Source organism: Ralstonia sp. 1138 (assembly GCF_040544795.1).
Lineage (GTDB): Bacteria > Pseudomonadota > Gammaproteobacteria > Burkholderiales > Burkholderiaceae > Ralstonia > Ralstonia flatus.
Map to the genome: position 1 here is coordinate 658,043 of NZ_JBEPKQ010000001.1, position 12,669 is coordinate 670,711.

Consider the following 12,669-nt stretch of genomic DNA (forward strand, 5'->3'; position numbering starts at 1 on the left):
TGTACCCGCAAAGTGCAGCGTTAAACCCGCGTCACGCGGCCATGTGCCGACAGCTTGGCCAGCACGTGCGGGCCGATCTGCGACAACGGCAGGACTTCGTGCACGCCGCCGTGGGCCACGGCTTCCTTGGGCATGCCGTAGACCACGCAGGACGCCTCGTCCTGCGCCACGTTGTAGGCGCCGGCGTTGCGCATTTCCAGCATGCCGACCGCGCCGTCCTTGCCCATGCCGGTGAGGATGACGCCCAGGGCGTTGGCCCCGGCGTTGCGCGCAGCAGAGCGGAACAGCACGTCCACGGCCGGGCGATGGCGGTTGACCGGCGGCCCCTGATCCAGCTCGGTGACGTAGTTGGCGCCGCTGCGGCCCAGCGACAGGTGCATGTCGCCCGGCGCAATGTAGGCGTGACCGGGCAGCACACGTTCACCGTGCGCGGCTTCCTTCACGCGGATGCGGCACAGGCCGTCCAGCCGCTTGGCAAACGACGTGGTGAAACCCGCCGGCATGTGCTGCACGATCAGGATGCCGGGGCAATCGGGTGGCATTTCCAGCAGGAAATCCTTGATGGCCTCGGTGCCGCCGGTGGAAGCGCCCACGATGATGAGCTTTTCCGTCGACGAGAAATGGGTACGCGCAGGGGCCGGCGTGGCCGGTGCATGCTCCGCGCGAACGTGTGCGCCAGCCGCCGCCGTTGCCGAGCCGGCCGCTGCAACCGGTGCGGCAGCGCGCGGACGCAGCCTTGCCCGGGCTGCCGTGCGGATCTTGTCGGCGATCTGGTCGGCGTATTCGTTCATGCCGTCGCGCATGCCCAGCTTGGGCTTGGCGACAAAATCCACTGCGCCCAGCTCCAGTGCGCGCAGCGTGGCTTCAGAACCGCGCTCGGTCAGCGAAGAGATCATGACCACCGGCGTCGGGCGCAGGCGCATGAGCTTTTCCAGGAAGTCGAGGCCGTCCATCTTCGGCATTTCGACGTCCAGCGTGAGCACATCCGGGTTGGTCTGCTTGATGAGGTCGCGCGCGATGATCGGATCGGGCGCCACACCCACCACTTCCATGTCCGGCTGGCTGTTAATGATCTCCTTCAGGATGCTGCGGATCAGTGCGGAATCGTCGATGCACAGCACCTGAATCTTGCGTTTTTCGTTCATGTTCGGGAGCAAGTCTTCTGAATGTTGAGACCGTTGCAAAACGAAGCGAAGCGGTTCTGATGGATCAGCGCCGACGCAGACCGTACAAGTCGTACGGCAAGGCGGCGCTGGGCCGTCAGAATCGTTTTTCAGCGGTCTCCTAAGTGAATAGTTGCAGGCGCGAGGCAGGCTTCGTCGTGATGGACTTCGACAGCTTGCTGGCGTATTGCGCCTCGCTGTCCAGCTCGGCCGCCGAATTCTGCGAGCGCAGCTTGCGCACCATGATCTGGCCGGTGGACGGTACGAAATACACCTTGCGCGGGTGCACATCGAACAGATCTTTAGCGGCCACCGTCAGGCCTTCGTTGCGCAGGAATTCGAGGACGAACTTGCCGTTGCGCTCGCCCACGTCGAGCGTGCTCATGCCGGCCAGCACGGCCGCGCCGCCAAACACCTTGATCTCCAGGCGCTCGCGCTTGGCGCCGGCCTTGTAGAGCTGGTTGAGCAGCACCTCCATGGCGTGCGTGCCATAGCGCATGGAGGGCGACAGGATCGATTCGCCTTCGTTGCGCGAGGGCAGCATGAAGTGGTTCATGCCGCCAATGCCGAGGGTCTTGTCCCGCACGCAGGCGGACACGCACGAGCCGAGCACCGTGACCAGCATCAGGTCTTCGGTGGTGACGGAATACTCGCCGGGCAGCACTTTCATGGCGCGCCGGCCGAAGGTGGTGTCGTAATACGCGTGGGTGCTGGCGGACGACTGCGCAAGCGTGGCCATGGCGCCCGCGCTCATGCCGCTGCTCATGCCGCTATCGCCGCGCACGGCGTCGGCCGCCGATTGCGGGGTCGCGCGCTTGCCGAATTCGATCATCGTGCCCCCATCCTGGCGCGCAGCTCGGGCGCGACTTCGTACACGGTCTTGCCGCGCAGCGTCCACGCCTTGGTGACCTGCAGGAAGCTCTCCGAATGGCCGGCAAACAGCAGGCCGTCGGGTTTCATCACGTCGATGAAATGCTCAAGAATCTTGGCCTGCGTGGGCTTGTCGAAATAGATCATCACGTTGCGGCAGAAGATCACGTCGAACTTCTGCTGCAGGGGCCAATCGCGGTCCAGCAGGTTGATCTGGCGGAAGTCGATCATGGCCTGCAGCTCGGGCCGCACGCGGGCATAGCCTTCCTGCTTGCCGGTGCCGCGCAGGAAGTATTTCTTCAGGCGCTCGGGCGACAGGGCCGCGACGCGCTCCATCGGATAGATGCCAGCGCGGGCGCGCGCCAACGCGTTGGTATCCACGTCCGAGGCGATCACGCTCACCTGGCTGGGCGACATCGAGCCAAAGGCCTCGGCCAGTGTGATGGCGATCGAGTACGGCTCTTCGCCCGTCGACGACGCCGAGCACCACACGGTAAACGGCGTGCGCTTGGCCTTGGCGTGCTCGTGCAGGATGGGAAAGTGATGCTGCTCGCGGAAGAACGCGGTCAGGTTGGTGGTCAGGGCGTTGGTGAAGGCCTCCCACTCGTCGGGCAGGTGGCCTTTTTCCAGTGCATCCAGGTAGTCGCGGAACGAGCCGAGGTTGACCACGCGCAGGCGGCGGGCCAGGCGGCTGTAGACCATTTCACTCTTGCGGTCGGACAGCGAGATGCCGACGCGGCGGTAGATCAGGTCGCGAATGCGGCTGAAATCTTCAGCGGTGAATGAAAACTCGCGCGACGCGAGCGTCGGCGAAACTGGCGCCAAGGTTTGTGCCATATGTAACTACCCCGTAATTGCGCGAGTCTTGATGCCCGCTTTCAGTGTGTGGCGGGCACCGTTGCCGCTGGCCGCGCCAAGTTTGCTGTTGGCGAGGCTGGCGTCAGAACGTGCTCCAGTCATCTTCATCGGCAGAACCGGTGCTCAGCTTGAGGGCCGGGGCGGCGACAGCCTCGGAAACCGCTGCTGCAGCCAGGGCGGCAGCCAGCGGCGCAACCGCGGCATGTGCATCCTGAGGCGCTTTTTCTGCTTGCGCCGCAGCGGGCGCCTGCTCCGGCGCCATGGCCGGCTTGGCCGGTTTGGTGGCCTTACGCGAAGCCAGGGCGCGCGCCACGGAGGGCACGACCTCGGTCTTCTCCGGGCGGACCTCGCTGCGGACGGCGGGGGCGGAGGCAGAAACGGCAGCCGGCGCCGCCACGACGTGTTCTGCCGATGCATCGGTGCGGAACGTCGCCACAGCGTCGCGCAGCAGCTGGGCCTGCTCTTCCAGCGACAGGGCAGCGGCGGCGGCCTGCTCGACCAGCGCGGCGTTCTGCTGGGTGACCTCGTCCATCTGGTTCACGGCCTGGTTGACCTGTTCGATGCCGGAGCTTTGCTCGTCCGACGCAGCGGAAATCTCGCCCATGATGTCGGTCACGCGGCGCACGGCCACCACCACTTCTTCGATCACCGAGCCGGCTTCGGCCACCAGGGCCGATCCGTTGCGTACACGGCCGACGGAATCGCCGATCAGTTCCTTGATTTCCTTGGCCGCCGTGGCCGAGCGCTGCGCGAGGCTGCGCACCTCACCCGCCACCACTGCAAAACCGCGCCCCTGCTCGCCCGCGCGCGCCGCTTCCACAGCGGCATTCAGCGCCAGGATGTTGGTCTGGAAGGCAATGCCTTCGATCACGCCGATGATGTCGGCGATCTTCTTGCTGCTGGCGTTGATGCCGGCCATGGTTTCGACCACGCGGCCGACCACTTCGCCACCCTTGACGGCAATGTCCGACGCGCTGCCGGCCAGTTGGCTGGCCTGGCGCGCATTGTCGGCGTTCTGCTTCACGATGCTGGTCAGCTCTTCCATGCTGGAAGCGGTTTCCTCCAGCGACGAGGCCTGCTCTTCCGTGCGCTGCGAGAGGTCGGCATTGCCGGCCGCGATCTGCTTGGTGGCACTGGCAATGGAATCGGCCGAACTCTTGATGTTGGTGATCGTGCCGGTCAGTTGCTGCTGCATCTGCGCCATGGCGAAGAGCATGCTGTCGTGGTCGCCGGGGCGGGTCTGCACGTGCACGGCCAGATCGCCGGCGGCAATGCGGCGGGCGATGTCGGCAGCGTACGATGGCTCGCCGCCCAGCTGGCGCGACAGCCGGCGGGCAATGACCAGCCCCAGCACGATGCCGAGCAGCGCACCGGCACAGGCCATCACCATCATCACCAGACGCGAGCGGTGTGCATCGTCCCGCGCCTTGACGGTGGACGCGGCGGAGACCTCCTCCACACGCTTGACCATCTTGTCGAGCGTCTTTTCAAACGCCGCGGTGTCGTCCAGCAAGCCGACGTTCTCTGCGGTGACGCGGCTGTCGAACTGCGTCGGGTCCAGGCCCTGCTTGTCCATCAGGGCCACGAAGTCGGTCATGCGCTTGCCCCAGACGGGGTAGATGGCATCGACCTCGCGGATCATCTTCTTGCCTTCGTCCGAGGTGAACAGCGGGCGCACGGTCTCCACACCGTCTTTCAGGTGCTGCATGCTGTCGGCAATCTGCGTGCTGAGCGTCTTGCGCTCTGTGAGCGTGGTGGCAATCAGCAATGCGGTCTGCGCACGGCTGGCATGCGCCAGGCTGTTGGCCGCGCTGCCCATCTGCGTGATGGCACGCATCTGCTTTTGCGCCAGCTCTTCGCTGGCTTTGCTCAACTGCGTGATCGTATAGATGCCCAACCCGCCAATGGCTGCACCCATGGCCGCCACGATCAGGAAACCGCCCGTGAGTACCGTGGACACCGGCAAACGCTTGATCCAACCCATGTTGTCTACCCTCTTCCTGTTTTTATATGCCCCCTACCGCTATCGGCCTGCGGGGGACGGCTCTTTAGAACCGCCATGGGGTCATGCCACTTCAGTGGGGGGTCGCCCCGGCTTCAGCAGGCACTAGCCCAGGCAAAAAAAAACCTGCCCCGAAGGGCAGGCTGCACACCACAAACACACACGAGAGAGCTTTCGCGAGCAGCGAAGATCCCGTGCATACATGGTCAAAAGGTCTCCCAGTCGCTATCGTCGCCGCCAGCGGCAACGAGCTTGGGTACGGGCAACTTGGGCGCTGACGCAGCCGCTTTGGTGACGGCAGCGGCGGCGGTGCGCTCGCGTTGTTGTTCTGTGGCGCCGGCCGGCGCTGCGGGTGCAGCAACGGCCTGCGTAACGGGTTCGGCAGCAGTGCGTGCTGCAGCCTTCGGCTGGGCGGCACGGCGCGGCACGGCCTTGGCTTTCGGGGCGGGCTTGGCAGTTGCGCGCGCAGCCGCCGGCGCCGTGGGGGCCTTGTGTACCGCCGATGCCGCCGGTGCTGCCGCTGCCTGCGTTCCGGCCTGCGTCCGGAAAGCAGCCACCGCCTGGCGCAACCCGCTGGCCTGCTCCTGCAGCGACATCGCAGCGGCGGCGGCTTGCTCCACCAGCGCGGCGTTCTGCTGCGTGCCTTCGTCCATCTGCGTGACGGCCTGGTTTATTTGCTCGATGCCGGCGCTTTGTTCGTCCGATGCGGAGCTGATCTCGCCCATGATGTCGGTCACGCGCTTGACGGCGACCACCACCTCGTCGATGACGCTGCCCGCTTCGGCCACCAGCGTCGTGCCGTTTTCAACGCGGCCAACCGAATCGCTGATGAGTTCCTTGATTTCCTTGGCCGCCGTGGCCGAGCGCTGGGCCAGGTTGCGCACCTCGCCGGCCACCACCGCAAAACCGCGGCCCTGCTCGCCGGCACGGGCAGCTTCCACTGCCGCATTCAGCGCCAGGATGTTGGTCTGGAAAGCAATGCCCTCGATCACGCCGATGATGTCGGCGATCTTCTTGCTGCTGTCGTTGATGCCGGCCATGGTGTCCACCACCCGGCCGACCACTTCGCCACCCTTGACGGCGATGTCCGAAGCGTTGCCGGCCAGCGTGCTGGCCTGACGCGCGTTGTCGGCGTTCTGGCGCACGATGCTCGTCAGTTCTTCCATGCTCGACGCGGTTTCCTCCAGCGCCGAAGCCTGCTGCTCGGTGCGCTGCGAGAGGTCTGCGTTGCCGGCGGCAATCTGCTGCGTGGCACTGGCAATCGAATCCGAGCCCGAGCGCACCTGCCCCACCATCTTCTGCAGGCTTTCCTGCATGCGTTGCAGCGCCTGCAGCAGACGGCCGGTTTCATCGGCACGGTCCACCTGGATGGTGTGCGTGAGATCGCCCTGCGTGATGTGCTCGGCCTGCTCGATGGCGCGCATCAGCGGCACCGTGATCGAGCGGCGCAGCGCCCACGTCAGCAGCCCGCCCACCAGAATGCCGCCCAGCAGCAAGCCGGTGGTAAGCGCGGTGAGATTGTGATGCTCGGCCTGGCTCGCTTCGTAGCTGGCTTTGGCCAGGTCCATCTGCATGCCGTTGAGCGCCGCGACCTTGTCTCCCAGGGGGCGGTACAGCGCGGGCATGACGTCCATGACGGTCTTGTTGATGCGCGCTTCGTCGTGCGCCTGCACGGCCTGCATCAGCACCTGTGCGCCGTCACGCAGAAAGGCTTCGCGCAGGCCCTGGGCCTCGTCGGCCAGCTTGCGCTCGTCTGCAGCGGCGGGCAGCGCACGATAGCGCTTCCAGGCCGCGTCGGACTTGTCCAGGAACATCTTGGCGCGCTCGATCGACTTTTCCACGCCGGGCGCGTTGGGCGCCATGGCTGCACGATCGAGGACGATGCGGGCGCTCAGGAGATTGGAATCGGATTCGGCCAATGCCACGGTGCCCGCCAACTGCACGGCATAGCCGTCCTGAACGCGGGTATTGGCGTGTCGCATGCCGATGAGGCCCGACACGCCCACGATAACGGCGAGCACACCAATGCCCGCCATCATCAGCCCCAAACGGAGCCGGATGGTCATTTTGCTGAACATGCTTCCCTCCCCTAACGGCGTCGCACCTGTTGTTACGGTGTCTTGTCGCCCGCTGGGCCCCGTGGGCCCTGCCCTCATATGCCGTGAGCACGTCGTCCGTGCCCCGGCTGGATTCATGTTGCGATCAGGCGGCTTCTGCTTCGTCGCACAGAGCCATGTCGGCCGACATCAGCAGACGCTCGATGTCCACCAGGATCAGCATGCGCTCGTCGATCGAACCCAGGCCACGGATGTATTCCGTGTCCAGCGCCCCCGAGAACTCCGGCGCCGGCTTGATCTGCTGGCTTTGCAGCGTCAGCACGTCCGACACGCCATCCACCACGATGCCGACCACGCGGTCCTTCAGGTTCAGGATGATGACGACGGTGTACTGGTTGTACTCGACGCGATCGAGCTGGAACTTGATGCGCAGATCAACGATCGGCACGATGATGCCGCGCAGGTTGATCACACCCTTGATGAAATCGGGTGCATTGGCGATGCGCGTGACGGTTTCGTAGCCACGGATTTCCTGCACCTTCAGGATGTCGATGCCGTATTCCTCGCGGCCCAGCGTGAAGGCCAGGTACTCCTCCCCGCCGGTGTCTTCGCCGATCGCGTGTTCCTTGACTTCCATTGCGGCTCCCCTCGGCCCGTTGGGCCACTCAATTGAATTCGTTGTGGGGTGAAATCCCACCCTGCCAGTCGTGGACGCTTATGCCGCGGCCATCGCCTCGGTCGAGAAACGACCGCCCTGTGCTTCGCCCATCTCGTGCTTTTCGGCAGTAACGGCACGCATCGCGTTTTCTGAATGTCCGGCGCGGGTCTCGCGCATCAGTGCCGATACGTCGACGATCAGTGCAACGCTGCCGTCGCCCAGGATGGTCGCGCCCGAGATGCCGGGCACGCGGCGGTAGTTGGTCTCGAGGTTCTTGACCACCACCTGCTGCTGGCCGACCAGTTCGTCCACCTGCAGCGCGATCTTCTTGCCTTCCGAATCCAGGATCACGACGATGCCTTCCGACGGATCGGGCAGCGACGGCGTGATGCGGAAACGTTCGTACATCGGCACCAGCGTCAGGTATTCGTTGCGCACCTTCAGCAGGCGGCCGCCGCCCGGCACGGCCTTGATGTCTTCCGGACGCGGCTGCAGCGATTCGGCCACGCACGACAGCGGGAGGATGAACACTTCGTCGCCGGTCTTGACGGACATGCCGTCCAGGATCGCCAGCGTAAGCGGCAGCACGATGCGGATCGTCGTGCCCTTGCCCTTCTGCGACTGGATTTCGACGTAGCCGCCCATCGACTGGATGTTCTGCTTGACCACGTCCATGCCGACGCCGCGGCCGGACACGTCCGTCACCTGGTCGGCCGTGGAGAAGCCCGGCGCGAAGATGAGCTGGTTGATCTCGTCGTCGGTCATGTTGTCCGACACGGGCAGACCGCGCTCGCGGGCCTTCTTGAGGATCTTGTCGCGATTCAGGCCCTGGCCGTCGTCGCTGACTTCGATAACGATGTTGCCGCCCTGGTGGGCCGCAGACAGCAGCAGCTGGCCGGTGGCGTCCTTGCCGGCGGCCACGCGGGCTTCGGGCAGTTCGATGCCGTGGTCCAGGCTGTTGCGCACCAGGTGCGTAAGCGGATCGATGATGCGTTCGATCAGGCCCTTGTCCAGTTCGGTCGACTTGCCGAACGTCGACAGCTCGACCTGCTTGCCCAGCTTGTGCGCCAGGTCGCGCACCAGGCGCGGGAAGCGGTTGAACACGTAGTCCATCGGCATCATGCGGATGGACATGGCGGCTTCCTGCAGGTCGCGCGCGTTGCGCGTGAGCTGCGACAGACCGGCAAAGAGGCGTTCGTTGAGCACCGGGTCGAAGGCCTGCGCGGTTTGCGCCAGCATGGCCTGCGTGATGACGAGTTCGCCCACCAGGTTGATGAGCTGATCGACCTTTTCCACGCCCACGCGGATCGACGTTTCGGCAGCCACGGCCGGCTTGTGGTCGGCAGCAGCCGGGCGGGTCGGCATCGGGGCGGCAACGGCCGCAACCGGCTGTGCCGGCGCAGCTTCGTTGGCGGCCGGGGCGTGTACTTCCGTCTGTGCGGCAGCGGGGGTCGGTGCCGCCACCACCGGCGCAGCGGCTTCAGCAGCCGGCGCCGCGCCACCGACGTGCGGCGTGATGACGATCTGGTCGGCATCGATGATGAAGCAGCTCACCGCGATGATGTCGTCGGCGGTGCAGGTGCTCTGCAGCACGATGTCGCTGTTGCGGCCGGTGCGCACGTGGCGCAGCACGGTGCCCAGGTGCTTGAGTTCGGTGACGATCAGCTCGCAGTCTTCATTCGAGACGTTGATGAGCTTGATGTCCAGGCCGCCTTCGATGTCGCCCACAGCGTCGGCCGCAGGCGCTTCGACGACCACCGGCTCGGGTTCAGGCGCAGCCACCGGTTCGGGTGTCGCCACCACGGGCGCCGCAGCCGCCGGTGCGGCGGCAACAGGGGCGCCTTCCTCGGCGGTCAGGCTGTTGAGCTTGGCCACCATGTATTCGAGCGTGGCCGTATCGATGGGGTGCTCTTGCCGGTAGGCATCAAGTTGGCTTTTCAACACGTCTTTCGTTTCCAGGAAGGCATCCACCATGTTTTCGCGCAGCTGCAAGGTACCGGTGCGAGCGCGGTCCAGAATCGATTCGGCCACATGCGTGAGTTCCGTCATGTGTGTGAAACCGAACGTCGCAGCACCACCCTTGATGGAGTGCGCGCAGCGGAAGATGGCGTTCAGATCATCAGAAGAAGGATTGGCGACATCGAGGTTGAGCAGCAGCCGCTCCATGTCGACGAGCAGCTCTTCCGCCTCTTCGAAGAAGGCGCCGAAAAACTGGCTAAGGTCGAGGTTCATATCTGTCGTCTCGGTCGTTTAATGCGTCGATGCAGACCCGTGGGTCTGCGCATGCCATTCGAGCAACTGCATCACCGAATCCGTCAGCCCATCCGGGTCGAACGGCTTGGGCAGGAAGCCCGTCGCGCCGGCCGCGCGTGCCTGGTCGCGGATGGTGCTGTCTGCCTCGGTGGTCAGCATGAGGATCGGGGTGTCGGCGTAGGCCGGCAGCGTGCGCAGCGCACGGATGAGGGTCAGGCCGTCCATCGACGGCATCACCTGGTCGGTGATCACAAGGTGGTGGCTGCCCTGGGCCGCGGTGCGCGCGGCTTCCAGCGCGGCGGTGCCGTCACCGGCTTCCGTCACGGCAAAGCCGCACTCGCGCAGGCACGCGGCAATCATGCGGCGGATCGATGTGGAATCGTCTACCACCAGGATGTGTTTCTCGCTCATTGACTGTTTCTCCCCTCGGCGCTCTTTATGGCTTGGCCGCAGTCACCGCGTCGGCCACGCCCGTGGCACGTGCGGCGGCGTCGGTCAGCGTGTCTTTGCCGTCATTGCGCAGGTCGGCCACCGGCTCGACCCCACCCGAGCGCACGGCTTCAGCGGCGCGTGCGTTGAGCACGACGATGCTGATGCGGCGGTTGATCGGGTTGTAGATGTTGGCCTTGTCCAGCGGCACCGATGCCTCCAGGCCCACCACGCGGCTGACCTTCTCGGGCTTCATGCCGCCAGCCACCAGCTCGCGCCGCGATGCGTTGGCGCGGTCGGCCGACAGTTCCCAGTTGCTGTAGCCGTGCTGCGTGGCGTACTGCGTGGCGTCGGTGTGGCCCGACAGGCTGATCGGGTTGGGCACGTCGTTCAGCGCCGAGCCCAGCTCGCGCAGGATCGTGCGCATGTAGGGCTGCACTTCGGCGCTGGCGTTGGCAAACATCGGGCGGTTCTGCTGGTCGACGATCTGGATGCGCAGGCCTTCGGTGGTCATGTCGATCAGCAACTGGTGCTTGAACTGGCTCATCACCGGGTTCGTCTCGACCATCTCGGCAATCTTCTGCTTGAGCTTGTTGAGCGCCGCATCATCCGACTCATCACGGATGTTGCGCTGGCGCTGCACGGTCGGGCTCGGGCTCGGGTTCGGCTGCGGCATGTTCTGCTTGAGCGCCGGGCTGCCGTTGAGAATGCTGGACTGGTCGCCCGAACCGGCACCACCGAACAGCGCCACCTTCAGCGGCGTGCGGAAATACGTTTCGACCGACGACAGCTCGGCCTTGGTCACCGAGCTGAGCAGCCACATCAGCAGGAAGAACGCCATCATGGCGGTCACGAAATCGGCGTAGGCGATCTTCCACGCGCCACCGTGGTGGCCGTGTCCGCCTTTCTTGTTGCGCCGAATGACAATGAAGGTCGGCGTGCTGGACTTGCTCATGGTCCGCTCCCGGTTTGTACTGTGTGGTTAGTGGCGCAGCTCGTTGGCTGTGCTCTGTGTCATATGGGGTTCAGCGCTACGCTGTCTTGGCGCCACGGACGTGGTCTTCCAGCTCGGCAAACGACGGACGCTCCGTCGAGAACAGCACCTTGCGGCCGAACTCCACGGCAATGGCCGGGGCGTAGCCGTTCATGCTGGCCAGCAGCGTGACCTTGATGCACTGGAACAACTTGGTCGATTCTTCGGCGCGCTGCTCCAGCAGCGAACCCAGCGGCCCGATGAAGCCGTACGCCAGCAAGATCCCGAGGAACGTACCGACCAGCGCGGACGCGATCAGCTTGCCCAGCTCTGCCGGCGGCAGGCCAACCGAGCCCATGGTGTGCACCACGCCCATCACAGCGGCCACGATGCCGAAGGCCGGCATGGCGTCGCCCACTTTGGTGATGATGCGGGCCGGTTGTTCGGCTTCGTGGTGATGGGTGTCGATTTCCTGATCCATCAACGCTTCGATCTGGAACGGATTCAGGTTGCCGCCGACCATCAGGCGGAGGTAATCGCAGATGAAATCCAGCGCGTGGTGATCAGCCTGGATGGCGGGGTAATTGGCGAACAGCGCGCTTTCGTGCGGGGCTTCGATGTCGGCTTCAATCGACATCATCCCTTCGCGGCGGATCTTGGACAGCACCACATACAGCAGCGCCATCACTTCCATATAGAGGGCCTTGGTGTACTTCGAGCCCTTGAACAGGCCCGGCAGCGCCTTGACGGTGGCGTTGATGGCCTTTTTGTCGTTGCCGACCACGAAGGCGCCAATGCCGGCGCCGAAGATGATCAGCAGTTCGGTCGGCTGGAACAAGGGCCCGAGGTGTCCTCCGGCCAGCATGTAGCCGCCGAACACCGACGCGAGAATCACGATGTAACCGATGGCAACTAACACGGGGCGAACTCCTGAATGGGCGATCCTTCGATCAATACAAGAGGAATATCGGCATCCCCCCGGTTAACTGAAGGCTTGAGCGCCGGCTTTTGCTGCTGCGCGGTGCTTGGAAAACCCTGCCGCCGCGCCCTTCTTCACCAAGAACGGCAACAAAACGGGCGGCTTGAGCACCACCTGGCCCAAAGAGGGCGTTCCCCTAGGCGGATCCAAAGAAAAAGGGACGGAAATCGCTTTCCGTCCCCACTTTTCGCCCTTCTTTCTTCCTGTCTACGCGCGGCGGCAAAAAAAAATGCCGGTCCGCAGTTTCCCGCGACCGGCCTACCCCCTTCCCCTTTTGTCCTGCCTGAGCCCCTGTGCTTTCCTGCTCTGTGTTCCTGCTCTTTTGTTCTTTGTATTGTTATGTGCCGATCTGGCCGGCTATTCGGCTATTCCCGTATTTCCCGTACTGCTACCCGTATTTCCCGTCCGCCTTTTTTGACCATCCCCC

The 12,669-nt window shown here is 64.6% G+C and carries 11 protein-coding genes; 1 reads left to right on the forward strand and 10 read right to left on the reverse strand.

The genetic code is table 11. From position 1 onward, the window contains the following. Nucleotides 1-20: 20 nt before the first annotated feature. The 10 genes from ABIC76_RS02815 to motA all read right to left on the reverse strand — a co-directional run bounded on the left by ABIC76_RS02815 (nt 21) and on the right by motA (nt 12,182). On the reverse strand, nt 21-1,145 hold the full coding sequence (locus ABIC76_RS02815; RefSeq protein ID WP_354532899.1) for a protein-glutamate methylesterase/protein-glutamine glutaminase: 1,125 nt from the start codon (nt 1,143-1,145) through the stop codon (nt 21-23). Between the two features lie 139 nt (nt 1,146-1,284). Then, nucleotides 1,285-1,902 carry a chemoreceptor glutamine deamidase CheD gene (gene cheD / locus ABIC76_RS02820; RefSeq protein WP_037026816.1) on the reverse strand — a complete coding sequence of 206 codons (618 nt, stop codon included), beginning with the start codon at nt 1,900-1,902 and terminating at the stop codon, nt 1,285-1,287. A gap of 89 nt (nt 1,903-1,991) precedes the next feature. Next, the gene (locus tag ABIC76_RS02825) at nt 1,992-2,870 is read right to left on the reverse strand and encodes a CheR family methyltransferase (protein ID WP_102065971.1); all 879 of its coding nucleotides are present in this window, start codon (nt 2,868-2,870) and stop codon (nt 1,992-1,994) included. Between the two features lie 103 nt (nt 2,871-2,973). Further along, nucleotides 2,974-4,875: a methyl-accepting chemotaxis protein gene (locus ABIC76_RS02830; RefSeq protein ID WP_354532901.1), complete on the reverse strand. Its 1,902-nt coding sequence runs from the start codon at nt 4,873-4,875 to the stop codon at nt 2,974-2,976. A gap of 224 nt (nt 4,876-5,099) precedes the next feature. Further along, nucleotides 5,100-6,971, reverse strand: coding sequence for a methyl-accepting chemotaxis protein (locus ABIC76_RS02835; RefSeq protein ID WP_354532902.1), 1,872 nt, complete (start codon nt 6,969-6,971; stop codon nt 5,100-5,102). A gap of 124 nt (nt 6,972-7,095) precedes the next feature. Continuing rightward, on the reverse strand, nt 7,096-7,587 hold the full coding sequence (locus ABIC76_RS02840; protein WP_009240463.1) for a chemotaxis protein CheW: 492 nt from the start codon (nt 7,585-7,587) through the stop codon (nt 7,096-7,098). 78 nt (nt 7,588-7,665) lie between these two features. After that, entirely contained in the window at nt 7,666-9,840 is a 2,175-nt protein-coding gene (gene cheA, locus ABIC76_RS02845; RefSeq protein WP_102065968.1) for a chemotaxis protein CheA, read from the reverse strand. Nucleotides 9,841-9,858: 18 nt separating this feature from the next. Next, a complete protein-coding gene (locus ABIC76_RS02850) occupies nt 9,859-10,272 on the reverse strand; it encodes a response regulator (RefSeq protein WP_027679316.1) in 414 nt (137 codons plus the stop codon). Between the two features lie 25 nt (nt 10,273-10,297). Beyond that, the gene (gene motB / locus ABIC76_RS02855; RefSeq protein ID WP_027679317.1) at nt 10,298-11,245 is read right to left on the reverse strand and encodes a flagellar motor protein MotB; all 948 of its coding nucleotides are present in this window, start codon (nt 11,243-11,245) and stop codon (nt 10,298-10,300) included. A gap of 76 nt (nt 11,246-11,321) precedes the next feature. Beyond that, entirely contained in the window at nt 11,322-12,182 is an 861-nt protein-coding gene (motA, locus tag ABIC76_RS02860) for a flagellar motor stator protein MotA (RefSeq protein ID WP_027679318.1), read from the reverse strand. 106 nt (nt 12,183-12,288) lie between these two features. On the opposite strand from motA, the gene ABIC76_RS02865 reads away from it, so the two are divergent. Continuing rightward, entirely contained in the window at nt 12,289-12,660 is a 372-nt protein-coding gene (locus tag ABIC76_RS02865; RefSeq protein WP_354532903.1) for a hypothetical protein, read from the forward strand. Nucleotides 12,661-12,669 lie beyond the last annotated feature (9 nt).

Bases quoted from the DNA above. Each gene is read 5' to 3' on its own strand.
- motB (WP_027679317.1), bottom strand. From the start codon at position 11,245: ATGAGCAAGTCCAGCACGCCGACCTTCATTGTCATTCGGCGCAACAAG.
- cheD (WP_037026816.1), bottom strand. From the start codon at position 1,902: ATGGCCACGCTTGCGCAGTCGTCCGCCAGCACCCACGCGTATTACGAC.
- ABIC76_RS02825 (WP_102065971.1), bottom strand. From the start codon at position 2,870: ATGGCACAAACCTTGGCGCCAGTTTCGCCGACGCTCGCGTCGCGCGAG.
- ABIC76_RS02835 (WP_354532902.1), bottom strand. From the start codon at position 6,971: ATGTTCAGCAAAATGACCATCCGGCTCCGTTTGGGGCTGATGATGGCG.
- ABIC76_RS02850 (WP_027679316.1), bottom strand. From the start codon at position 10,272: ATGAGCGAGAAACACATCCTGGTGGTAGACGATTCCACATCGATCCGC.
- cheA (WP_102065968.1), bottom strand. From the start codon at position 9,840: ATGAACCTCGACCTTAGCCAGTTTTTCGGCGCCTTCTTCGAAGAGGCG.
- ABIC76_RS02830 (WP_354532901.1), bottom strand. From the start codon at position 4,875: ATGGGTTGGATCAAGCGTTTGCCGGTGTCCACGGTACTCACGGGCGGT.
- ABIC76_RS02840 (WP_009240463.1), bottom strand. From the start codon at position 7,587: ATGGAAGTCAAGGAACACGCGATCGGCGAAGACACCGGCGGGGAGGAG.
- ABIC76_RS02815 (WP_354532899.1), bottom strand. From the start codon at position 1,145: ATGAACGAAAAACGCAAGATTCAGGTGCTGTGCATCGACGATTCCGCA.